At 60.5% G+C, this 23,619-nt stretch carries 20 protein-coding genes and 2 pseudogenes; 10 read left to right on the forward strand and 12 right to left on the reverse strand.

All coding sequences use genetic code 11. The annotated features are described in order from the left end of the window. Positions 1-79 precede the first annotated feature (79 nt). Positions 80-2,107 (forward strand): acetyl/propionyl/methylcrotonyl-CoA carboxylase subunit alpha, encoded by a 2,028-nt coding sequence (locus B0G76_RS23375; RefSeq protein ID WP_120294643.1) that lies wholly within the window; start codon positions 80-82, stop codon positions 2,105-2,107. 32 nt (positions 2,108-2,139) lie between these two features. Here B0G76_RS23375 and B0G76_RS23380 read toward each other — a convergent pair whose 3' ends face one another. The 3 genes from B0G76_RS23380 to B0G76_RS23390 all read right to left on the reverse strand — a co-directional run bounded on the left by B0G76_RS23380 (position 2,140) and on the right by B0G76_RS23390 (position 4,161). Further along, positions 2,140-2,931: a phosphate/phosphite/phosphonate ABC transporter substrate-binding protein gene (locus B0G76_RS23380; protein WP_120294644.1), complete on the reverse strand. Its 792-nt coding sequence runs from the start codon at positions 2,929-2,931 to the stop codon at positions 2,140-2,142. A 19-nt stretch (positions 2,932-2,950) separates the two neighbouring features. Next, on the reverse strand, positions 2,951-3,229 hold the full coding sequence (locus B0G76_RS23385) for a DUF1488 family protein (RefSeq protein WP_120296710.1): 279 nt from the start codon (positions 3,227-3,229) through the stop codon (positions 2,951-2,953). Positions 3,230-3,570: 341 nt separating this feature from the next. After that, positions 3,571-4,161 carry a TetR/AcrR family transcriptional regulator gene (locus B0G76_RS23390; protein ID WP_120294645.1) on the reverse strand — a complete coding sequence of 197 codons (591 nt, stop codon included), beginning with the start codon at positions 4,159-4,161 and terminating at the stop codon, positions 3,571-3,573. Between the two features lie 372 nt (positions 4,162-4,533). On the opposite strand from B0G76_RS23390, the gene bamE reads away from it, so the two are divergent. Continuing rightward, positions 4,534-4,908 carry an outer membrane protein assembly factor BamE gene (gene bamE, locus B0G76_RS23395; protein WP_183082121.1) on the forward strand — a complete coding sequence of 125 codons (375 nt, stop codon included), beginning with the start codon at positions 4,534-4,536 and terminating at the stop codon, positions 4,906-4,908. Positions 4,909-5,385: 477 nt separating this feature from the next. Further along, positions 5,386-6,609 (forward strand): sensor histidine kinase, encoded by a 1,224-nt coding sequence (locus B0G76_RS23405; RefSeq protein ID WP_120294648.1) that lies wholly within the window; start codon positions 5,386-5,388, stop codon positions 6,607-6,609. A 45-nt stretch (positions 6,610-6,654) separates the two neighbouring features. Here B0G76_RS23405 and B0G76_RS23410 read toward each other — a convergent pair. From B0G76_RS23410 to B0G76_RS23435, 6 genes and pseudogenes are all read right to left on the reverse strand, one after another. Then, positions 6,655-7,613, reverse strand: a pseudogene (locus tag B0G76_RS23410) (fatty acid desaturase); the annotation flags it as partial. Between the two features lie 113 nt (positions 7,614-7,726). Then, positions 7,727-8,503: a CDP-diacylglycerol diphosphatase gene (locus B0G76_RS23415; protein WP_183082122.1), complete on the reverse strand. Its 777-nt coding sequence runs from the start codon at positions 8,501-8,503 to the stop codon at positions 7,727-7,729. 74 nt (positions 8,504-8,577) lie between these two features. Further along, on the reverse strand, positions 8,578-10,032 hold the full coding sequence (iaaH, locus tag B0G76_RS23420) for an indoleacetamide hydrolase (RefSeq protein WP_120294650.1): 1,455 nt from the start codon (positions 10,030-10,032) through the stop codon (positions 8,578-8,580). Positions 10,033-10,284: 252 nt separating this feature from the next. Further along, a complete protein-coding gene (locus tag B0G76_RS23425; RefSeq protein WP_120289567.1) occupies positions 10,285-11,481 on the reverse strand; it encodes an IS4 family transposase in 1,197 nt (398 codons plus the stop codon). 106 nt (positions 11,482-11,587) lie between these two features. After that, positions 11,588-11,803, reverse strand: a complete 216-nt coding sequence (locus B0G76_RS23430) for an HlyU family transcriptional regulator (RefSeq protein WP_120294651.1) — start codon at positions 11,801-11,803, stop codon at positions 11,588-11,590. 386 nt (positions 11,804-12,189) lie between these two features. Then, positions 12,190-12,849, reverse strand: coding sequence for an NADPH-dependent FMN reductase (locus B0G76_RS23435; RefSeq protein WP_120294652.1), 660 nt, complete (start codon positions 12,847-12,849; stop codon positions 12,190-12,192). 483 nt (positions 12,850-13,332) lie between these two features. Between B0G76_RS23435 and B0G76_RS23440 the strand changes: the two genes are divergently transcribed. The 3 genes from B0G76_RS23440 (at position 13,333) to B0G76_RS23450 (ending at position 15,148) form a co-directional block, all read left to right on the forward strand. Further along, the gene (locus B0G76_RS23440) at positions 13,333-14,040 is read left to right on the forward strand and encodes a J domain-containing protein (protein WP_120296712.1); all 708 of its coding nucleotides are present in this window, start codon (positions 13,333-13,335) and stop codon (positions 14,038-14,040) included. A 152-nt stretch (positions 14,041-14,192) separates the two neighbouring features. Beyond that, positions 14,193-14,393 (forward strand): hypothetical protein, encoded by a 201-nt coding sequence (locus B0G76_RS23445; RefSeq protein ID WP_120294653.1) that lies wholly within the window; start codon positions 14,193-14,195, stop codon positions 14,391-14,393. A 272-nt stretch (positions 14,394-14,665) separates the two neighbouring features. Beyond that, entirely contained in the window at positions 14,666-15,148 is a 483-nt protein-coding gene (locus B0G76_RS23450; protein WP_120296714.1) for an arsenate reductase ArsC, read from the forward strand. Here B0G76_RS23450 and B0G76_RS23455 read toward each other — a convergent pair. Further along, positions 15,145-15,471 carry an H-NS family nucleoid-associated regulatory protein gene (locus tag B0G76_RS23455; protein WP_120294654.1) on the reverse strand — a complete coding sequence of 109 codons (327 nt, stop codon included), beginning with the start codon at positions 15,469-15,471 and terminating at the stop codon, positions 15,145-15,147. The genes B0G76_RS23450 and B0G76_RS23455 overlap by 4 nt on opposite strands. 775 nt (positions 15,472-16,246) lie before the next feature. Here B0G76_RS23455 and B0G76_RS23460 point away from each other — a divergent pair. The 4 genes and pseudogenes from B0G76_RS23460 (at position 16,247) to B0G76_RS23475 (ending at position 21,868) form a co-directional block, all read left to right on the forward strand. Then, a complete protein-coding gene (locus tag B0G76_RS23460; protein WP_120296716.1) occupies positions 16,247-16,546 on the forward strand; it encodes a hypothetical protein in 300 nt (99 codons plus the stop codon). 318 nt (positions 16,547-16,864) lie between these two features. Continuing rightward, a pseudogene (locus B0G76_RS23465) lies at positions 16,865-18,113 on the forward strand (MFS transporter). A 140-nt stretch (positions 18,114-18,253) separates the two neighbouring features. Continuing rightward, positions 18,254-18,538 carry a hypothetical protein gene (locus B0G76_RS23470; protein ID WP_120294655.1) on the forward strand — a complete coding sequence of 95 codons (285 nt, stop codon included), beginning with the start codon at positions 18,254-18,256 and terminating at the stop codon, positions 18,536-18,538. Positions 18,539-18,631: 93 nt separating this feature from the next. After that, positions 18,632-21,868, forward strand: a complete 3,237-nt coding sequence (locus B0G76_RS23475) for an EAL domain-containing protein (RefSeq protein ID WP_120294656.1) — start codon at positions 18,632-18,634, stop codon at positions 21,866-21,868. Between the two features lie 403 nt (positions 21,869-22,271). Here the strand turns inward: B0G76_RS23475 and B0G76_RS23480 are convergent, their stop codons facing one another. Then, positions 22,272-22,559, reverse strand: coding sequence for a hypothetical protein (locus B0G76_RS23480; RefSeq protein WP_259460688.1), 288 nt, complete (start codon positions 22,557-22,559; stop codon positions 22,272-22,274). Positions 22,560-22,793: 234 nt separating this feature from the next. Beyond that, a complete protein-coding gene (locus tag B0G76_RS23485; RefSeq protein ID WP_120294657.1) occupies positions 22,794-23,348 on the reverse strand; it encodes a fasciclin domain-containing protein in 555 nt (184 codons plus the stop codon). Positions 23,349-23,619: the final 271 nt, after the last annotated feature.

Here is a 23,619-nt window from a genome sequence, read left to right on the forward strand (position 1 = left end):
ATTCCGAAGCGCCTACAGGCCTTCACCAGAATTACACAGCCCCTAACGGGACACTTCGGGACAATCACCGAGACATCTCATGTTCAACAAGATCCTGATTGCCAACCGCGGCGAAATTGCGTGCCGTGTCGCCGCGACCTGCAAGCGGCTCGGCATTGCGAGCGTGGCCGTGTATTCCGATGCGGACGCCAACGCGAAACACGTGGCCGCCTGTGACGAGGCAGTGCATATCGGCGGATCGACCGCGACAGAAAGCTATCTGCGCGTCGAGCGCATCGTCGAAGCCGCCCGCGCAACCGGTGCACAGGCCGTGCACCCGGGCTACGGCTTCCTGTCAGAAAACGAAGACTTCGCGCATGCCTGCGAAGCGGCCGGCATCGTCTTCATCGGACCGCCGGTCGAAGCGATCGCTGCAATGGGCTCGAAGGCGGCCGCCAAGGCGCTGATGCATGCGGCCGCCGTACCGCTCGTGCCGGGCTATCACGGCGACGATCAGGATCCGCAGTTGCTGCATCGCGAAGCCGATGCGATCGGTTATCCGGTCTTGCTGAAGGCGAGCGCGGGGGGAGGCGGCAAAGGCATGCGCGTGGTTGAGCGCACGGAAGACTTCGCGGCGGCGTTGGCGTCGTGCAAACGCGAAGCGGCCAGCAGCTTCGGCAACGATCGCGTGCTGATCGAAAAATATCTGACGCGGCCGCGTCACGTGGAAGTGCAGGTATTCGCGGACCGTCATGGCGGCGCGGTGTATCTGTTCGACCGCGACTGCTCGGTGCAGCGGCGTCACCAGAAGGTGTTGGAAGAAGCACCGGCGCCTGGGTTGTCCGCGGATATCAAACGTGAGATGGGCGAAGCAGCCGTGGCCGCCGCGCGTGCGGTGAACTACGTTGGGGCGGGCACGGTCGAGTTCATCATGACCGGCACAGGCGATTTCTACTTCATGGAGATGAACACGCGCCTGCAGGTCGAGCATCCGGTCACGGAAATGGTGACGGGGCAGGACCTGGTGGAATGGCAACTACGTGTCGCCGCGGACGAACCGCTGCCGCTCACGCAGCAAGAGCTGAAAATCGACGGCCATGCGATCGAAGCGCGTATCTACGCCGAGCATCCTGCACGCGGTTTCCTGCCCTCTACAGGCACGCTCAAGCATCTGCGCATGCCGGAAGGCGTCGAGTTCTCCATCGGCGCGGCCGGGCTGTGTGAACCGGGCCGCAAGGCAGCGGTCCGCATCGACAGCGGCGTGCGCGAAGGCGACACCATCACGCCGTTCTACGATCCGATGATCGCCAAGCTGATCGTCCACGGGGCAACGCGTGAAGAGGCGCTCGTGCGCATGAATCGTGCGCTGCGCGCCTGCGAGGTGGTCGGTCCGCACACCAACGTGGAATTCCTGCAACGCATCGTCACGAGCGAGCCGTTCGCAACGGGCGATCTCGACACCGGTTTGATCGAGCGTCATCACGATGCCTTGTTCGCGCCCGTCAAGAAGCCCTTCAAGGAAGCTCTGGCGCTCGCCTGCGCCGCGTTGCTGACGCGCGAAGGCGGCACCGCGCATGGCGCGTCGCCGTGGGATGCGCTATCGCACTGGCGCCTGAACAGCGGCTATACGCAGACGCTCGGCTGGCGCGAAGTCGAGAACGACACGGCTTTCGAAGTCACGTTTGCGCGCGACGGCGCCACGCAATCGCTCGAACACGATGGCGTGCGCGAGGGCTTCACATGGTCGGCTGGCACGGGCGCGCACGAATACCGCGCGACGATCGGCGATGCGCGCGTAACCGGGCGTGTGTTCGTCGACGTCGATACGTTCCACGTATTCTGCCTTGGCGAGGCGCTGGCATTCGAGTGGCAGAACCTGCTCGCGCATGCCGCGGATGCTGAAGGCGGCGAAGGCCGTTTGACCGCGCCGATGCCGGGCAAGGTAATCGCGGTGCTGGTCGAACCGGGCACGGTGGTGGAGAAGGGCACGCCGTTGATCGTGATGGAAGCGATGAAGATGGAGCACACGATCGGCGCCCCGGCCGCAGGCACGGTGTCGGAAGTGCTGTATGCAGTGGGCGACCAGGTGACCGACGGGGCGCAGCTTCTGGTGCTGGATGTGGGCTGATCGCCGTGCTTGATTTTCAAGCGAGGCGCGGCTTAAGCGAGGCGCCCGTAGCCGGTGGCGCGCGCTTCGTTTTCCAGTTGCTCGATCCGTTCGTAGTCCGTGAGCGGCAACGCGGAAAAACCCTTCAAACGCAGGCGTTTGGCGCGCTCGGGCTGCGCAAGGTGCGCTTTGTTCAGTGCCTCGCGCAGCGTCTCGATCGTCGCGGACGGCACGTGGTTGGACGCAATCAAAGGCAATCCAGGCGACGCTGCCGTCACACCGATTTGCCGCACCTGCTGCGCCAGTTCCGGCAACTCATCGCGGACAAACGCGAACGTCACGCAGTCGATTGCGGCGACGTCGGCGCGATTCTCGATCACCGCTCGTAACGATCCAAGATGCGAACCGGTGCGCAGGACCGTGCTGAAAAACGCCCCGTCGCGCGCAAGCGGCGCCACCGAGTGGCGAAACACGTTCATACCGCTGTTCGAATCGTCCTGATTGTAGGCGGCACGTGCGCCACGGCATGCCTCAAGCGAATCGAACTGCGCCTCCGCCCGCGTGACCAGTACGCTCGAATAATCGGTGCCTTCGCAGCCCGGCGCGTCGAATCGCGGCGTGGCGATCAACTGAACCTGCTCGTTTAACCCATGCATCAGCGGATAGCCGCAGGTTTGCGAGAGCAGTACGTTAGGGCGCCGCCAGAATCCATGCAGTTCTTCGTCCGGCTCGACGATGCGGCATGCCGGCTTCACCATGCGCAATACGTCGTCCAGCCACTCGCGCCACGTAGTGGCGAGCGCGGGCGTCACGTTGTACATCGGCAGGGCGGCGATCCAGGTCATGGACGCAATTCTGGCATAACTAATGTCTGACCATTCGGAATTCGTCGAGCCCCAACCGCACGGGCTCGGTCTCCTTGAATGGCCATTTGCACTCCACCACCTTCAATATTTCCAGTTGCGAGTTTTCGAACGCAACGAGCAAATCCGTGCGCCGCTTGCTCGCGGCCCCGCAAAAGGTCACCAGTGCCTCGGCGCTGACCTCGAAGACCTGCACCCGCTCGTCAAAACAGACCCGGAAGGCGACGGTTGCGCATTCCGTGACACAGGGCCTGAATCCTTCATCGACATATACCGACATAGCCATCTCCTGCCACCTGCCCGAGTGATCAGGATAATCGGCCGTGAGCTTTCGGTATGTGGGAAAACCGGCATTTGAGGTGAAATGGGAGTTACTGCTTTCGTTCACTGAACGGGCGTTTTGCTCACTTCGATATAATCCGCAGACGGAAACCCTTTCACAAGCTTCGGCACATCATGTGAGAACACAGCTGTGGTAATGAAAACGCAGGTCAAAGCAGCGACGAGCGGAATTGCACAGAAAAGGGATGTGATGCATCCGCGTCGGGTGACGGATATTGATTGAAAAAATCGTTTCATGGGACTCCTGCTTTCATGAATGATGCCGACCAGCGGGAAAATCTACGCCGCAGACTGTTCAGATTTGGAGGGGCGATCGCTTGTCCATCGATCCTCATCCAGTAGTAACTTGAATAGCCGCTCTCGTTGTCTGTCTGACACTGGAGAAAGCCCCAGGAGTGTCGTGTAAGCCAAACCTTGCGCTGCAATCAGACGTAAGAGCGCCATGTCCGGATCCTCGGCCTCGCTCCGTATCTTCCGTGTCTGTGCTGCGTCTTCATCGCGGATCTCGCTGAGCAGCGTTGGATCTTCCACGAGTGTGGCCAGAATCGCTCTCGCCACGGAGTGAGATTGATTAATTGATTCGCGGAATATCGCTATCTGGCACGAAAGCGTTGGTTCACGAAGCGAGTCGCCCTTGGTGGCCAGGAAATTATTGGCGAACGACCTGTAATGATCTTGCTGGTAGGCGAGTAGCGCCTTGAGGATATCGCCCTTCGTGCGGAATTGATGGAGTAGCCCACCTTTGCTGATTCCGCTTTCGCGAGACAGAGCGTCGAAGGTAAGTCCACCCGGACCATCCCTCGTCAGGATTACGAATGCCGCCTTGATAGCGGTGTTTCGGGATCGTTCCGAACGGGTGGGATTATCCATGTCTTCCTATGAGATGTGAGGGCCATTCGCACGAACCGCAGTCTGGGTGAGATCCGTGCGAAAAACCGCGAGATTAACGAATCTCGCCCTTGTGTGAACTGCCATTCTATCAAGAGTTCGCCGGCTTTTACCTTTGCGCTAAACCCTGCCGGGTTAAGGGCCGGTGCGCAGGATTTTCCTCATGCTATGGATCGAAAATAAAACCGTCCAGGCGGTTTGTCATGATAGCATCACGCCCGACTGGTGAAAATGGCTGGTTACCGGGCGACGCAACCAGGCACGCGTCGAGTGCGACGACACACCGATCATCGAGCCTACAAGCCTTGTGATGTGCATCAAGTTGACCTGGGTATTCGACGAAGGAGAAATGGCATGAAAGTCTTGCGAACCACGTTGATTCTGTCGATTGTCTTCGCGTGCGTTCTCGGCGGCTGCGCTTCAACGGTTGAGGAAATTAAACCCGAGGATATTGCGGATTTCAGGCCCGGGGTAACGACGCAGCAGCAAGTGGTTGCCAGACTGGGCACGCCATCGTCGACTTCCACTTTGCAAAATGGATCGACTTTCCTGGTGTACGCGTTCGCACAACCACAGCCGCTCGCGGTGACATTGATTCCCGCCATCGGTCCGTTTGTCGGTGACACTAGCGTCAGGAGCACCGCGATCAGCTTCCAGTTCGGACCGGACGGCATGCTGAATGCCGCTAATACCGTTTCCTCGCGGTTCGGCGTGCCGAAACCCCATTAGCGGTCAGCGCACGGGTGGAGGGTGATGGCGTCGGGCTACTTGGCAGCCATGGCATTTGCTGGCACGCGCCCTGACAAACGGTGGTGCCCAATAATGCCCGTGCCGCGACCTTAAGTATGACGAATGCGAGCTTTATTCGATCGCAGAGAGCGTCGGCACTGCCCATCAGAAAGCTTTGCTAACTTCGCTTCTTCGACTGCCTGTCAGATCGGGTTAGAGGGGATACCGGGTCCTGCACCGCCGTATGGTTCACACCAATGGGCCGTGGGGCTTTCCAGAGGCGCTTCAATGGGCTTGTCGATATACTGAAGTGTCTGACCTGCCGAACGTGTTTTCTGCGCGATGCGCGTGCAAACGTGAACTCGCGCCGTCCAGGCGGCAAGACGTTCGCGAAACAACGGCTTGGCCTGCTTGCATTGAAATTCGGGCGGAAGGCGCGATTCCGCGCCATGCCGAAAATCTTTTCGTGGGCGACGTATGAACGAATCCGCACGCGACGCTGAAACAGATGCGATTCTCAAACGGTTGGAGGGGGAAAATGCCGCTCTGCGCCGCGATCGCGAGAATCTGGAACGGCTGGTGGCCGAACGTAACGAACTCCTCCACCTGACCAGTTTTGCGCTCAATCGGGTGCGGGAAGCCGCCTATCTACTCGATGACACCGGCCGCTTCGTCTATGTGAATAAAGAAGCGTGCCGGACATTGGGATACAGCAACGCGGAACTGTTGCTGATGAGCGTGTCGGATATCGATCCGGACTGGACTGCCGATAGGGGGAGTGAGGCCTGGCCGGCACTGCGAGAGCAGGGTTCGCTCGTTATCGAGACCATGCACCGTCGCAAGGACGGCAGCCTGCTCCCTGTTCAGGTCAACGCGAGCTTTTTCGAATACGGCGATAAGGAATACAACCTGGCGCTTGCGCGCGATGTCACGAAACTGAGAACGACTGAACGAGCGTTACGCGAAAGCGAACGGGCCTTTCGCACGCTTGCAGAAAATGCGCCAGATGCCATTGTCCGGTACGACCTGAACTGCCGCCGTACATATGTCAATCCGGAGTTCGCGCGCGTGACCGGTGTCGAGGTCGAGCAACTGCTCGGTGAACCTAGAGAAGTACTGGGTGCGAAGGACGAACTCGGCCAGCACCTGAGCGCGCTTCGCATGGGTGTCTCGACCCTGCGCGTGCGGTTTGGCCATGACAATCCGGATATTGACGAGCACGTCCAGAAACTGCTGCTCCTGTCCGACAAGACGATGCAGGTGCTACGCAACGTCATGACCTCGCTGCGTCCGGCGGTGCTCGACGCGGGTATCGCCGCGGCGCTCGAGTGGCTGACTGCCGAATTTTCGCAGAATGGCCAGACGACTTGTTGTCTGAGTGTGCCGGAAGAAAGTCGCGAACTTGCCGAGGAGCGGGCCATTGCTTTGTTCCGGATTGTCCAGGAGGCGCTCACCAATGTCACGCGGCATGCCGATGCCCATCAGGTGTTTATTACCCTGAAGGAGGCGGGTGACGATTGTCTGCTCGAAGTGCGCGATGACGGCCGCGGATTTGATCCCGTGGCGATCCCAAGGAAATCCTTTGGGTTGGCGGGTATGAGGGAGCGTGTGTTGATGCTGGGTGGCGCGCTCGACGTCGTTAGCTCGCCGGGCCACGGTACCGCCATCAAGGTGCGTGTGCCATTCGGCCGGGGTTATTGACGACAGGGTGGACTGGCCGGCCCGCTCCTGGCGAGCGGGCGGATTGCTTTGAATGAAATCGGACAGATTGCCATGCACCGGACGTGCAATCGGAGCGAATGCGAAAAGCCTCAACCATTCGCTATAACCTTGCACGAGAAAGCCTCCTGAGCGTTCTATGTATTGTCGGCGGGACGTTTCATAGACCTTCCGGAGTGCAAACCACGGCACATGCGGCAAGTCATGATGAACGAGATGGTAGTTATTGTTCAAATACAGCAGCCGCCAGAACCACGCGGCCTCATTGATCACAGTGCGATGCGCGGATGCATGTGCCGCTCGATGTTCCTGAAACGAGCGGATCGAACCCAACGACAACGACCCATAACCCGCGCCCACGATAAAGGCCCACGCCGGGATTCCGCAGGCGTATTGAAGCCACACCGTCAGCGTGGCTAGCGCGGCCAGATGCGTGAGCCATATCGGCACGTTCGCGCCAATCGCCGCGTTTGATTTTGCCGAGCGCATCCGCAGCCCGTCGCAGCAAGGGCAAAAGCCGGCCCGACCAGCAGGCGGCCGACAAACGTATTGCGGAAGGTCAGCAGCGCGCGAATTGCGAAACCCGCGCGTTGCCACACACGCTGACTCACGAAATAGCTTTCGGGATCGCGCTCCGGGCGCGTCAGATGCGGGTCGTCGTGATGCTGAAGATGAGAATCGCGGTAGACGCCATACGGAAACCACACCGCGAGCGGCGCGAATCCTAACAGTGCGTTAAAGCGCGGCGAGCGCGTTGGATGACCGTGCAGCAGTTCGTGTTGCAGCGACATGTACCACGTGCCCAACAGCGCCAGCAGCGCGGTGGTCAGTGGCAAGCCGAGCGCGTGCGCATGCGTCGCTACGCCGAACCATCCGCAATAGATCGTGACGATCAGCAGCCACGTCGGCCATTGTGTGCGCCATGTCCAGCTTGCAGCCTGGCGCGCGAGGGCTTTGCGTTGCGTGTCGTCGAGGTAAATCGCCATCGGCTGGATCGGTCGGATTGCAGGTTTAGACCGATCCTACGAGCCAATACACACGACTAGAACCATTTTGTTCAGCAATGCATCTGCGCAAACGTGCAAAAGCGGGGGGGCATTCAACCACCGTCCGCCACGTGGCAAGCATGATCGAGCAAACCTTCCGCCGAGCCGCTGCCATTGTTGGCATCCAGGGCACTATTCACGACGAGCCAGCCGTCCTTCTCGGCCGACGGCCCCGCGCCGGTCACAAGAATGGTTTGCATGGCCATCGCTGCGCTGTTTGTATTATCACGCGCGACGATGCGAAACGGATTGTTCGCCTGACCAAGTGAGGTGACGCGCATGATCCGGTAGCGCTGGCCGCCGAGCGTATCCCATTGCCACTCGCCGGGCGTGTCCTTCGCGTGACGCGCGAGTGCGTCGCTCACGTCACCCTGCATGCAATCGATATGGATATGCAACTGGTTTTGCGTGCGGCGATATTGCGAGTTGATCTCGAGTCCGAGTTGATTGTCGGGCAAATCCCGCTTGACGGACTTCTCTACATAAAGCCGCGACGTCCACGCGTCGTCCCAGTAGTTTTGTGCATTCGGCGCCAGCACGAGTGGGCTTTCTATACCGGTGACGCGGTCGGTCGGAATCAACAGATGCTGTGAGCGGCCGACAATATCCTTCAGGATTGCATAGCGTTTGTCGAGATCGACGAACGTGCACTGGCCCGGCGTGCCGGTGGCCTGTTGCGACGGCACGCAGCGCATATCGACAATCTTCCAGAGCGCGTTCGAATCGACGGCGGCGAGGCGCGCGCAGGCAGTGGCGGCGAGCGCGACCGCCACGACAGCGACGGTTCGCCAAAGCGTTTGCCGAAGATGGGCTGGGTATGACGCGTTCATCGGCATGCGGATCGATACTTTATTTAGCGGTGTTTTAAGCGGCATCTTGGGCGGCATCTTCTTCTTTAAAGCCGTCAGAGCACCGGCGCCGGCAGCAGTCCGAGCAATTGCTCGAATGCGACGCCGATCGCCAGCAGCGGTCGGTCCTCGCCGAGTGGCCCGTCCAGTTCCAGGCCGACCGGCAGGCCGCTTGCGGTCATCCCGGCCGCCAGCGACAAGCCTGGAATGCCGGACGTGCTGGCCGGGTCGGTATTGCGCAGGAACGCGTCCATCGTGTCGATCGGCGCGGCGCCGTCGATCGAGACAGTGGACGAACCGTTCAGGTCGTCGATCGGCACCGCGGCGAGACGCGTGGTCGGGAACAGCAGCGCGTCGAGATGTTCGTCGGCGAACGTCGCGGCGACATACTGCTGCAAGCGCGGCCGCCATTGCCGCAGGGCTGCGTCGTAATGGGCGCCGAGCACGTCGGCGAGCACACCGTCGTAGATCGCGCGCACGTCCGGGCTTGCGATGCGGGCCGCCATTTCAGCCACGGTCCTGACCGGTGCATCGTTGGCGATGAGCCAGGCAAGCACGTCCTCGCGCGGCTCATGGATCGCGATCGGGCCGCCTACCTTGCCGTTCAAGGTTTCCAGCTCGCTCATCGCAACAGGCACGAAGATGACGCCCGCTCCTGCGAGCCGGCGCAAGGCGGCTTGCGCAACGTCATCCACCTGGCTTTCGAGCCCTTCCCAGAGCGGCGCGGGCAAGCCGATGCGCAAGCCGTTCAACGTGAGCGCGGGCAGCGCTCCCGCTCCGGTAATCACGCCGTCGAGCAAAGCAATATCGGCGACTGTGCGCGCCATCGGTCCCACCGTATCGCGTGTATGGCTGATCGGCACGACGGCATTCGGGTCGTGATAGCGCCGCTCGGCGGCGCCGTTACCCACTGACGGACGAAATCCCGCGATGCCTGTCAACGCCGCCGGAATGCGGGTCGAGCCGCCGGTGTCGGTGCCGAGACCTGCGGGCGCGATGCGCGCGGCGATCGCGGCGGCGGTGCCGCCAGACGAGCCGCCGGGGATCAGCGTGGGGTCGTACGGATTGCGCACCGGTCCGGCATGCGTGGCGAAGTTCGTACTGGTGATGCCGAACGCGAGTTCGTGCATGTTGGCTTTGCCGAGCACGATCGCGCCGGCATCGAGAAGCCGTTGTACCGAAGGCGCGTTGGTCTTCGGTACGAAGCCCTCCAGAGCGGGCGTGCCCGCCGAGGTCTGCAAGCCTGCCGTGTTGATGTTGTCTTTCACGACGATGGGCAAACCGGCGAGCGGCAATTGCGCTTTGGCTTCGGGTGGCAACGCGTCGATGCGCTGCGCCGCGGCTAGCGCGCCGTCGAGGTCGAGCGTGGTGAGCGCATTGAGGCTCGCGAGCGACGCCGCGCGCGCCAGCAGCGTGGCCATATAGTCGGCGGCTTTGAGGCGCCCGGACTGGATCGCGGCGACCGCTTCCGTGGCGGTTAGGGCCAACTGTTCATCGACGGTCCATGTCATTGCAGGCGTCTCCTCGATCTGAAGTGTCGCCTATTCTGGCACAGCCGTTTAAAGGCCGATGCTAAACGCAATACTGTTCACTTGATGACCGCTTTCGGTGAAATTCGCTGATTCAGCGGCTCCGATCGTCGGCGTATCCGGAAGTTCGACATCTTTCGCTTCACGCCGCGGGGATTACGCTTGCCGCGGCTTTGCACGGCACGCCCACTGGCGATTTCCCGCAGTAAGCTGAGCCTCCAACTTTGCCACTGCTCAGGGGGGAACGGCCGCCGCCTCGGGCAGGCGTCGGTTCAACACGCGTACGGCATGAACGAACGATAAGTCTTCCGGGTGCTGCCCGCTGTCCTGGGCAGCCTCATACATCAGTCGACGGATCGCCGCGTGGGTAAGCATTAACGCATAGAACTCCTGACGGACCAGATCAGGCGTCTTGCTACGCAGCACCTTCTTGCCGTCGCACAGATGTGTCTTGATCTCGTCAAACATCTCTTCTATTTTCCAGCGCCGGTGGTACAGCGCCGCGAGTTCTATGGCAGGCGCCACCGCTGCGTCCAGCAGATTGGTGATCAGGCGATACTGCGGCTCGGCATCAGGCACACCTTCCAGGCGATACTCGATGACCCGCACCTGCATGCCGTTGCGCTGGTGTCGCCTGTCGGTGTCACTGGCATAGACAGTGCTCAGGTACGAACCATCTGCCAGCGGCACTTCGCACGGCAGCCGCAAATTCGACTTCACGCGCCACAGCAGCTTCGCTCCGGTGGCCACCGCGTCGCGCCACATGTCATAGCCATAGAACAGGCGATCGGCCAGCACCAGCATGTCGTCCGAGAATGCCGGAAACAGCTGGCGTGTGAGCGCCTGTTCGCTGTGCTCGCATACCCCGCCCATCTGGACCTCACACAGCGCGTGCGTCGCACATTCGGCCAGCGCTACGAAGCGAATCTGCGGATACGCGGCCTCACCGCGCCCTCCCTGCGCATATCCGAACGCTTGCGCATTGGCCTTCTCATCGGGCACATCCAGCGTGGAGCCGTCCACGCTCATGACCCGATAGCCCGCATAGTCGCCGCCTGCGGTTCGTGGGTGTTGCGCCGCCTGCCGGGCGAACAGCTCGCGCATCACCTGCCATCCCAGGCGTGCGCGACCCTGCGAGATCGCCGCCTTGCTGACCTGCGCGTCGCGTACCTGGTCGCCGTAGATGCGCCGCAGTCCCTCGATCACCAGACGAAACACTTCCTCATAGGCCACGCGCGGATACAGGCACATCGCCATCACGAAATACACCAGCACTTCACGCGGCATGTCGCGGCGCACGCGCGTCTGCACGCCGCACTTCGTGAGCGCCTCCTTGACCTGTCCCAGGGAGCAGTTCAGCGCCAGATACCCCACCGCCAGATAGTCCGCGAGCCGCGCCCCGCCTGGCAGCGTTGCTTCCGTTCTTGCCATCCTTCAAGCTCTTCTTGTTGGTTCAGAGGCTTGAAAGTTAACACAAATTTGAGCTTGTTAACAGTATTGATGCTAAACGGTACAAGACGGCATGCGTTTGCCGCCGTTACTGGTGGCTGTCGATCCACATGCGTCCCCATCGGAACGCATAAGCGAGCGCGTGTTCTTCATCGAAGAAATAATCGAGTGCGTCGAACGAGTAGGCCTGAGCCTGGTTTGCCGTGGTTTTCTCGATGGTCAGATTGGCGGCGAACAGACCGTTGGGCAGTTGTTGCGCGGCCGGCGCAACTTCGTAGCCCTTGTAGCGGATGTGTGAATTCATGGTCGTGGCAGTGAATGTGCCCGAGTGTGTTGCTAAAGAGCCGGCGCGGGACGCAACCCAGTGCGTCAGGCAGCCGGTGAGTGAGCGGGCAGGATCAAGCGTAGGCCGCGCCGCGCAGCGGGTGAACCATTCTTTCCTCGTAAGCAAATCAGCGAGCTTCGGGATCGGTTTTCAGGAGGCCGGATCGGACGATAGTCGCCGAGCGTGAAGACACTATCCGGCCTTGTTGGCGGATCGTCTGTTATGTGGCGCACGGTTTGGAACGGGGGTGGAGGAGGCGGGTGGAGCAAACCAGCCGGTAAAAAGGACTCACGAAGGACTCACGAAGAATTCGCGGAGAGTTCGTGGACCGCAAGCCGCGATCCACGATGTCATGCGACTCGCGCTTAAACTGCGTGCAACAAGCGGGCGGGTTGCGCTTCCTTGACTGCATGCGCGAGCGGCGCGGCTATCGGCGCGCGATGCGCGTTGAACGCCAGCGCGAATTGCACGGCCTGCTGGCCGACCGTGGCAAGCTGGTCGACGACCTTGACGTCGGAACAGGTGTCGACGGTGTCGAAGCGTGTTTCCAGCGTGTTGATCCCGGCGCCGAACGGCGTGGGCCAGCCGCGCAGGGCATGGACGATCGAGCGCAGCGATGTCAGCACCGAGCCGGCAGCCTGCCAGCCATATGCCGTGACGATACAGCCGACCGCGCGGCCATCCAGATACGGCCGCTCATCGGCGCGCAGTTCCTCGAGCGTGTCCAGCGCGTTCTTGACGAGGCCCGAGACGCCGCCGTGATAGCCGGGTGTCGCGATGATCAGCGCGTCTGCATGGCGCACGGCTTCAATCAGTTCCAGCTGTTCGTCGGTGCGGTGAGGGTCTTCCGGGGCGTAATGGGGCAGGCTATGCAGGAACGTGCCGCCAAACAGGCGGGTAGTCGCGCCCGCGGCTTGCGCGCCGCGCAGCGCAAAGCCGAGCGCGCGCTCGGTCGAGGACGCCGCGCGTGTCGTGCCGCCGATGCCAACGACAAGCGGCCGGCGCTGATGATCGAAACTGGTCAACGAAATGCTCCTTCGGTAGCGGCTCACGGAACGCTGGCGCGGGGCTGCGCGCAGCGGAACCGGGGCGAACCGGACTTTGAAGTGTCATCTTAATGACCGCCGCGACCCGGGCGAAGCGACTTTTTGTTCTAACGATATAACCGCCCGGGATTATCGCCGGCTCAGTGAGCCGTCTGACGGATGTTTCGAACCCGATACGCCGCTTTGTGCGAAGCAGTTGAAGCCGCGCCGGATAAGCATATGGCGATCCATTGTTTGGGGGCGCGATGATGCACGGCTATGATCGAGTCGTCTCCTCCATGACATCTCCTTGACATGGGACTCGGCCTCGCTACGTCAGTGGCGAGGCCTTTTTTTCGTCTGGCCTTTCGGTGGCATAGACATGGCATAGAGGTGGCACAAGCGCGCACCGCTTCACGATAAAGCCGTTTTTCGCATGCTACGATGACTCGCGACGCGATTCCCGGCGAGGTCGAACACGCAATGGCAACCCTATATGACACGCTCGGTGTGCACATGCATGCCACAGACGAAGAAATCAAACGGGCCTACCGCAAGGCCGCGATGAAATGGCATCCGGATCGCAACAACGGCGCCGAAGCCGTGGCACGCGCCACCTTCCAGGAAATCAAGGACGCTTACGCGATCCTCTCCGATGCGGCGCAGCGCAAGGTGTACGACTCGGTTTATAGCGAGCAGATGCGCGGCTGGGAAGCACAGCGTGCGCGCCAGCAAAAAGCGCAGGCCGAACGCGAGGCGGCAACGCGTGCAGCGGACGAAGCGGCCTACGCCGAAATGGTGTCGCTCGCCATGCGTTTCGCCGACGAAGGCCACAATCGCGACGTGCTATTCGGCGTGCTGCTAGGACGCCGATGCGAGACACAGCGGGCCACGCAGATCGCCGACAGTGTGTCGGCCCTGCAGGCGTCGCGGCGCAAGGCGGAGGAGGCGCCGGAGGTGGAAAAGCCGGAGGCCGCTGCCGAGGCGGCAGCAAAAGCGGCGGACGTCCCTGACATCCCTGACGTTTCAGCCGAGGAGGAGGCGACCGCCATGAACGACGGTGCCGCCAATCGCGACACGCCGACTAACCACGCCCACTCCGGCAAGCGCGAAGAAAGTGCAAGCGATGCCCACCCGGCCGGCGTACTGGGTGGACTCTGGTTCCAGTTCCTGAACGGCTTGCGCTTTTGAAAAGACGATTGTGGCCGCTAGACCAGAGACCTAGACCGAATTGATATAGAGAGCGGCCTTCGGCGTTTGGGTAACCGCTTCTAAACTCACAGATACGTCTGTGACATGTTCGCTTGACCTCCACGTTGCAGATTCCGAGAGGTACGACGGCCATGGTTACCTTTATTTTTGTTGTCGCATTGGCGGCGTTCATCCCATACGTCGCAGCGCCCGGCATCGCGAACGGCGTCAAGGCGATCAACGCGCAGCCCGCGGCGATGCTGTTCGAAACGTCACCGGCGGCGTCCGACTCCAAAAGCGACGCGGCGAATCGGATCGTGACCGAACGGCCCGACAGCGAGGCTTCCGTCTGAGGAGAAGCCGCCATGCGAAAACGCAGCGGCATTTCACCGGCCGTGCCGCGAAGGCCGCCGCTGGACCGGCGCGCGTTCGACAGCATATTGAAAGACTCCAATTTGCGCTGCTGCACCCCGTCGCAAACACAACATGCGATGCCCGTGGCTTGACCGCCCTGGTAAAAATTCTCGTGGCGCAACAAATTAAGACATCGTAGTGTCACGAAGGTCGCAAGACTGGGCCGGCAGAATGACACAGATAGCTAAAAAAACATGTGTACGGGGTGAGCGTGACCAGAAAATACAAAGTGCTGTTTCTCTGTCGCGAGAATTCAGCACGCAGCATCATTGCGGAAGCTTTACTGCGCGAACTGGCTGGACACCGGTTCGACGCATTCAGCGCGGGGCCGGAGCCCACCGGGCGCGTTCATCCCATTGCGATCGCGCAATTGCGGCCGGGTATATCGGAGCTCGGCGTGCTCAGCCCGAAAAGCTGGCTGGAATTCACGGGCGAATGGGCGCCGCGGATGGACCTCGTCATCGCCATGGACGAATGCGTCGCCGGGCATCATGCGCCGCTCTTTCCCGGAGCGCCTTCATTGTGTAGCTGGATCTTCGCCGATCCGCTCGCCGACGGAATGTCCGAGCCGGAGCGAGTCCGCGCGTTTGAAAAGGTGTTCTGGCAAATCGTGCGGCAGGTCAGCGCATTCATCGAATCGCCGCAGTACGCGGCGGCGCGGGAAACTGCCGCGAGCGCGGAGACGCCGGCCTAGCGGTTGTTCTGGCGCGCAAGCGGGCTGCCTGCGAACGGGTCGTTTACCCAGTCCACCTGTTTTTTCGGCTGCGGGGCGGGTGCCGGCGTAGCCGACAATTCGAAGTGGTCAATTGATTGACCTGCGCTGATTGCCTGTTTAAGCCATTGGGGCATTTCACCCTGGCCGTCCCAGCTATCTCCAGTTGCGCTACGGTAGCGTGCAGTCTTTTGCCCCTTCGGTTCGGCTGCCAGTACGGCGGCGAGGTCTTCTGGTTTGATACCAAACTCTTCCATGCGATGGCGGAGATACGCAATCATGCTATCTCGCTTCCTTTCGTCCATAAGATATTCGTCCTTCTAAAGCGTCTGGCGTTCTGTCAGTTGCAGATTGCAAGGGGAGGCCGCGAAAGCTTTGAGCCCACGTGAATGGGGTCAGCCCGCGGTAAAGGGTTTGATCGAAGGAAATCCCATTGGCAGCGTCAAAAAACGCTGCTTCATAAAATAAAATGCGTTACTGCATATACCCGGTGAGGCCGCCTATACGGCTGGCCGCGCCAATCAGTGAATATTCAAGTGCTTCGCCGCTCAGCAGGTGTGGGCTGGGTAAGCCCTACGGCCGCTATGGAAAAAACGGTGATGACGACGCACTGATGGCGAATCGCCGGTCTCACGCCCACGCTCCGTCTCTCGCCGGTGCCTCGCGCGGGGCTGATTTTTATACGTTATGCCAGCATCATAGCGCACTGTTCGGGTAAAGCACGCGCCTCGCGGGCTGATTTTGTTGTTGTATGGCCCCGACCGGGCGGCAACCGGCGTCGCTCACAGCGTGCACCGCCGGGTTTGAAATCCTGAGTGGCCGACCTATAACGAAACAGCGGAGCAACACTCCGCGTTTCCAGCCTGGTGGCGACCGATTCCGGCTAGGCGCGCATGCACGCCTGACATCGGTTTCAGGTCTGGCAACTATTTACTCGTTTAATTCGGTGACTCGCCGCAGCAGTCCCGCATAGGCATTCGCCCGTCCGTCAGTTCGATTTGGTGACATGACGTTTTTTCGCGGATCAATTCTTTTTTGAAGGGGATGAGCGCTGCTGCGCCGGATTCGAGGAGTCTGGACATGAAACTACGTTTACTGATGGCGTTGGCAAGCGCCGCGCTGATTCTGGCGCCGAATACGGCCGGCGCACTGGATACCCAGCAGGGCGCCGCTGCGTCAAGCCGGGCGTTAATGCAAAACGCAAACGAATCAGCGCAAGACATTACCGACATGCCGTATGGCGAAGGCATGATGCCTTCCGCTCAACCGGTGCAAAACGTCTCCTATGGCGGTGTGGCCGCAGGCGCTGTGCAGGCGGGCGGCCGGGAGCAACAGCCATGCTCTTCCGGGTCGCAATGCAGGATCTACTTTGGCCAATAGCAGGCCAGCAGTTCACGAGGCGGTGGGGAAGCAGCACACACCGCCTCTCACCCATTCGCGCCACGGCACCCTGACCGGAATACCCACACGCCTAACTGCAATTCTACGGTGTGGTCAGCGGGCGATTTAATACGATGTTAAGGTGTCTTCCATTCAGGGTTTCACCCACTGTTTTTTTCCGATCGCAATCATATGCAGGCCAATACCGCCTGCTTTTTTTATTCACGAGTTGCCTTCCGTGAATGGCGCCTGTGAATGGATTAGTGCGGTGCGGCTGCTCCAATCCCATCCGTTGTTGAGTTACTCGCAAACAATACTATGTTAATGGAAGATAATCTGTCGGCGAGCATAGCCTCGCCAGACGATAGTGCCTCGTCGTCCCTGCGCTCGTGGCTCGCCGTCGTGGCCGTTGCAATCGGTGCTTTTGCCTTCGTGACCACGGAGTTTTTACCCGTTGGGCTGCTGCCGCGCATCGCGGCGGAACTGGGCGTGATGCCTGGCACCGCAGGATTGATGGTCACCGTGCCGGGTGTGATTGCCGCTATCTCCGCGCCCGGTTTTGATGCTTGTGGCCGGGCGGATGGATCGCCGGCGCGTGTTTCTGTTGCTCACGGCCTTGCTGCTGGCCTCCAATCTGATTTCCGCTTTTGCGCCCGATTTTCTGGTCATGCTGATCGGACGTGCGTTGCTCGGTGCGGCGTTGGGCGGATTCTGGACCCTGGCGACGGCTGCCTCGGGCCGCCTCGTGCAGCCGAAGGATTCGGCCAAGGCCATGGCAACGATCCTGACCGGCGTGACCTGTGCGACGGTGATCGGTGTGCCGCTCGGCACATTCATTGCCAGCTTCGCGTCGTGGCGTGCTTCGTTCCTGGCAACCGGCGTACTCGTCGCCGTCGCGCTCGTGGCGCAGTTCGTCTTCGTGCCGTCCTTGCCGTCGTCTGCCGCATTGCGGCTGCGCGATCTCGTGGCGCTGCTGCGCCGGCCGCATCCGCGTAGAAGCATGCTGATGGTGGGGCTCGTATTCGGCGCGCATTTCTCCTCGTACACGTACATCACCCCGTTCCTGCTGCGTAACGCGAATCTCACGATGTCGACGATTACCTGGCTGCTGCTCGGCTTCGGCATGATCGGGTTCATCTCGAACTTCGCCGTTTCATCGACGGTGACGCGCAACCTGAAATTGTCCGTGGGCGCGATGGTTTCTCTGCTGATGCTCGCGCTTTCGGCGATGCCGCTGTTGCAACAATCGCCGATCGGCGTCGCCGCGCTCGTCCTTGCATGGGGTGTGTCGTTCGGCGCGCTGCCGCTGTGTTTCAGCGTCTGGATTCAGCGCGCCACGCCGGATTCGCCGGAGGCGGGCTCGGCGCTGTTTGTCAGCATCATTTAGGTTGCCATCGCGTTGGGATCGCTCATTGGCGGCGTGGTGGTCGACCATGTCGGCATGTCCGCCGATTTTCTCTTCGGCAGCGGTTTGGCGCTGCTGGGGCTGGCGGCGCTCGCGAGCTTTGGGCGCAGCAAGCAGGCGGTGGCCGAGGAAGCGCTGGCGTGTCCGGCCTGTACTGATTAGTGGCAGCTGACTAATGGCAGCGAGGAGGGCGACGCAACCGGAGCGCTCCCTCGAGCCGAGTCGCATCTTTGGCCACATAAAGCGACGCATTGTCACAATCGGTTGATATACAGGAGGTGCATTCCGAGTAGGAGGTTGATTTGGGCGTTCAAAAATCAGTGTTACACGTCGAAACTGTAACGAAGCATCCCTTTGAGAACTGCTTCGTTGACCTTGGCGGCCACTCCGCCGAGCAAGCCCTTACTGTACTCACCGCCGCGGTACATGCCGCTCAACGTGAAATGAATGCTTTTGACTGGATTTCAGACGCGCTTCCCGGCGCGACGCTCAAACCAGCCCTGGCATTCGGCACGGTTGGCGAACTGTACCGGTCATACACCAGACCGGCAGAACTGGTGCGCCTGAAGGGCGTGCTGCGTTCCTGAATCCATACATCCATTTTTCCGTCGTCGTGCCCGTAAATTCACGCGCGCGACGCTTAAGAAATTCCTCTTGCGGGCCGTTATCTTGACGGTCTGATGGACATGAGGCCATGTATGGTAAAGCCGCACCCCAATCGTTCGAACAGCGGGCCGCCGCGGCAACGTGAAACGATAGCTCTCGCAGGGTTGACGCTCAACCGGGAGTTCGCCCGCAAAGTTTTCGTGGCCATTGCAGTCGCTTTCATTCTCTTTGCGATTGGCATCAACACGTTTCTGGCGCACCGCCAGACCTCCGAGCAGGAAAATTCACTCAGCACGCTGCGGGAATCGGGTCGACTGAAACACGACCTCGACCAGGTCCAGCAGATGATGCTTGACGAACATGGCGAACTCTACACGCTGATTAGCACGCGTCCGTTTTACAAGCGCGCCGGCTACACCTTTCCGATGTCGACGCTTCTCGAGTTGACGGCGGATGCGCGCGTCGAATGTCGTGGCCGAGGCGATTGCGTCTCGCGCCTGAACGAACTCGACGACATGATGCGAAAGCTCGGCGAACGCAGCAATGCGTTGGCAAAACGGGTCAATCAGCGTCCTGGCAGCGTGGGTATTGGAGACCCGGCGTTGAGCGAGATCGATGCTTACTTCTACAGCGTTCTCGAACACGTCGTCGGTGTCCGTATGGAAGCCGATGCCACGCTCGATTCCGTTGTCGGTCGGTCTTCGTCGGACGCAAAAAAGGTGTCCGCTGCGCTGCTCGCGAGCGGTTTAACGGCTGCGGCGCTGCTGCTCACCCTGATGCGCTGGAACGCGCGAATAGCCAGGCGGCTCCGTGCGGCGCTTCGTTTGGCTGACGGCGCGCGCGCCCGGTATCAGCGGTTCTTCGATGAGCATCCGTTGCCCATATGGATATACGACAATCAGTCGCTGAGCATTGTCGCCGTCAATGATGCCGCGCAGCGGACCTTCGGCTATCAGGAATCCGAACTGCTCAGGATGTCGCTGGAAGATGTTCATCCCGCGGAAGAATTTAGCCGTCTGAAGGAGGTCTTTCAGTCAAAGCCAGGGATCACATCCGGCGAGACGCAGGCAGTCGGCGTCTGGGTTCACCAGACCCGGTCGGGCGAGCGAAGGTCCATGGACGTTCACCACCTGAATGTTTCGTTTGAAGGTCGCGCCGCCACGATGTCCGTCATGGTGGACGTCACGCTGGAAATGGTCGCGAGAGCCGAACTGTTCGAATCCAAGCAGACGCTTGAGTACGTGCTCGACCATATTCCCCAAGGTATCGCCTGGAAGGACGCCAGACACCGCTACGTTGGCGGCAATGAAATCTATGCGCGCGATGCCGGCTTGCCATCCCGAGACACGCTTATCGGGTTGAGCGACTTCGATCTGCTTTGGGGGGACGATGCCAGCGCGTCGCAACTCGAAGATGTGCGAGTCATGTCGGGTGAGCTCACCCGGCGCCATTTCGAGCGCACGGCTATCGCCGTCGATGGAACGGAAGTGTGGATCTCCGAAACCAAGCTCCCGTTGGAAAACCAGAACGGAGCGGTCGTCGGTGTTCTGATCGCCTACGAGAACATCACGGCCCGGCGCAAAGCCGAACTGGCGTTGCGTCTTCAAGGCAGAGCGATAGACGCGAGTATCAATGGGATTGTGATTGCCGAGGTGCGGCAGGATCTGAACGTCGTGATTTTTGCTAACGCAGCGTTCGAGCGCATCACGGGGTATTCATCCGGCGAAGTGACGGGGGTGGATTGCGACTCTTTGTTCAGGCTGGCGGGTGAACCCCAAAAATGGGCTGAAGTTCGGCATGCCATGGACTGCAATACAGAGGCAAATGTCACGCTGCTCTGTCTTCGAAAGAACGGTGAGCGTTTCTGGAATAACGTGCTGGTGGCGCCCGTGCGCGATGAGCGAGGGCATGTGACCCACCATGTGGGTGTCATGAGCGACGTGACGGCGCTGGTGGAATATCAGGCGCGCCTCGAACACCAGGCACGATACGATGCGCTGACGGAACTGCCCAATCGCACCTTGCTCGATGAACGACTGGGTGAAGCGATCAGACGCGCATCGGAGGCCGGCAGCGAGGTATCGGTCATGTTCCTCGACCTTGACCGCTTCAAGGAGGTCAATGACTCCCTGGGTCATCGCGTGGGCGACACCCTGCTGGCGAGCGTGGCAAGACGATTGCAGCGACTGGTCCGCTCTAATGACCTGGTGGCGCGTTACGGTGGCGACGAGTTCATCATCGTTGCCGCGCGTTCAGGCGGTGAGCAACTCATACCCATGCTTGACCGCGTGATTGCCGCGATGACCGAACCGTTCTACGTCGGCGAGCGGGAGCTGTATGTCGAGGCCAGCATCGGCGTCGCCACGTATCCACAAGACGGTTCCGATGCCGATACGTTGATTCGCAATGCTGACGCGGCGATGTATCTGGCGAAATCGCACGGGCGCAACGGCTATCAGTTTTACCGGCCCGAGCTGAATCGAGCCGCTGCCGAGCGCTTGCAGCTGTCAACCCGGCTGCGGCGGGCAGTGAAGGCCAAAGCGCTTCAGGTGGCGTATCAACCTCAAATCGACATGGTCACCGGGCGTATCTTCGGCGCTGAAGCATTGTTGCGTTGGCACGATGCAGAACTTGGTGCTGTGTCGCCTGCTGTCTTCATTCCGATTGCCGAAGAAACGGGCCTGATTCAAGGCATCGGCGAATGGGTACTTCGAACCGCCTGTCTGCAGGTAAGCAAGTGGCGGGAGGAGGGCCTCCCTGCGATTCGTGTTTCGGTGAACGTCTCCCCGCTTCAGTTGGAGCGCTCCGACATTGTGAGCGTGGTGCGTGGAGCATTGCACGACGCGGGCTGTCCGGCCGAATTGCTTGAGCTGGAAGTGACGGAAGGCGCGCTGATGCGCAACGCCGATGACGCGGCCCGGGTACTCCACGACTTGCGCGAACTCGGCGTAAAAGTCGCCATCGACGATTTCGGAACAGGCTATTCGAGCTTGAGCTATCTGAAGCGCTTCAGTATCGACCGCATCAAGATCGACAAGGTTTTTGTGCATGAAATTGGCCGGGGGACAGAATACGAAGCGCTGACACTCGCCGTCATTGCCATCGCTGAGGCCTTGAAATTCGATGTCATTGCGGAGGGCGTCGAGACGGACGTACAGCGGGGATTTCTGGTCGAGCACGGGTGTATCGAGGGGCAAGGGTTCCTGTACAGCGCCGCTGTCTCGGGAGATGCCATTGCAAGCATGCTTCGATTGCCGGGCTCGGAAGCGGGGTATGCCGAAACTGGTCAGGGGATTCCTGCGGGCACGTGAGGTGCAGGGGGCCTCTAGCATTGCCGAGGCAGCGGCCGGGCAGGCAGGTGTTTCAAATTACACGTCTCGTTACACACAAAAACACCGGTAATCTGCTCCCTGAATATAGTGCGTTCACAACTTACAAGTGAGGCACGTTATGAAAAGAATTCTTGCGCTAACGCTGATGGCGGTATGTCTTGGAAGCGCGCTGGGCGGTTGCATCGTTGTGCCTGCAGGAGGCTATTACCACCGCTATTAAACCGCGGGCAAAACGGGCGGCGCAGTGACAAAAGTCAGATGCGCCGCCGGCAGGACGAAAGATGCCGATATCGCTGAAACTACAGCACCGCGGAAGTACCGGCATCGCAGATCGGGAGCGACCTGACGTGGAAACGGCCGCGTGTCGGCAGTCCTGACAGTCTTACTGGTCAGTCCTGGTTGACATGCTGCTGTCTTCGGAGTGCATCGTGGACTTGTCCATGCCGCTCGTGGTGTCCGCGCTTTTGCTCATGTCGCCAGGAGCCCGGTTCCACGGGCTCGAGACGGGCTCGCCGTGGTACGTCATCCCCGCGGTCGCGGCACCGTGAGCGCCGCCGCTGCCATTTCCACCGTTGCCATTCCCTCCAGCCTGCGCAAACGTCGCGGCGCACGCACAGAGCGACGCGACAGCGACACGCGCGAACAGAGATTTCATCGTCAACTTTTTCATGGTGTTTCTCCTGTGATGCCGGCTCGTGCCTTGGCAGCGCCGAATTCCTTTATGCCGCTAATTGCCGCTAAGGGCTGACACTTTGCGCAGCGGCAACGCGCAAGCAGTTGCTCGCACCTGAACAGAGCAGCCATGGGCTGCGTCCAGGTGCGATGCATGTGTGTCAGTCGTGGCTCGGCACCGAAAGTGACAGGGCTGCGCTGAAATCAATCCCGTGACGATGCACTGACCCCGCTACTTCGGCATCAGAACCTTGTCGACTACCATGATGACGCCGTTGCTCTGAGTGACGTCGTAGGTCGATATGTCGGCGGTGTGGCCACTGGCATCCATGACTACGATGTTGTGCGGGCCGTTCTCAGTGAACGTCAGCGGCTCTCCATTGACTGTTTTCAGCTCTGCCTTGCCGCCTCCCGCCTTGATCGCCTGGTCGAGCTTGCGGAAGTCATAGCGCCCCGGAATGACGTGGTACGTCAGGATGCTGGTCAGCATGGCCTTGTTTTCTGGCTTGACCAGCGTATCGACCGTGCCGGCCGGTAAAGCCGCGAAAGCCTCGTTCGTCGGCGCAAACACCGTGAACGGGCCGGGGCCCTTTAACGTATCGACGAGGCCCGCGGCTTTGACCGCGGCAACCAGCGTGGTGTGGTCGGCCGAGTTGACGGCGTTGTCCACGATGTCCTTGCTCGGGTACATGGCCTGACCGCCGACCATGACCGTGTCGCTGGCGGCAAAGGCGCCTGAAACTGCTGCCGACAATGCGACAGCGACGAACATAGTCTTGTATTTCATTGCGTACTCCCGCTGAGTTGCCATGCGTCATTGCGTGGCTCTGACCGCATATACGGGGAATACGTGCGAATGGATTCGAAATCGGACTGCATCGCGGCGATATAGCCTGATATGTCCCTGTTGAACGTCGGAGGATTGCACGCTATCAAGGGCGCGCTCCAACGACTGCAACAGCAAAACAGCAGTGGCCCTCCTCAGCACAGGATTTTTCGTTGTATGCAAAAATCGGCGCGCGCGGCTTACCGCCCATAACAAGGACAGTTGGCCGAAT

Origin of the sequence: Paraburkholderia sp. BL23I1N1 (assembly GCF_003610295.1) — a bacterium.
In the GTDB taxonomy this organism is placed as follows: domain Bacteria; phylum Pseudomonadota; class Gammaproteobacteria; order Burkholderiales; family Burkholderiaceae; genus Paraburkholderia.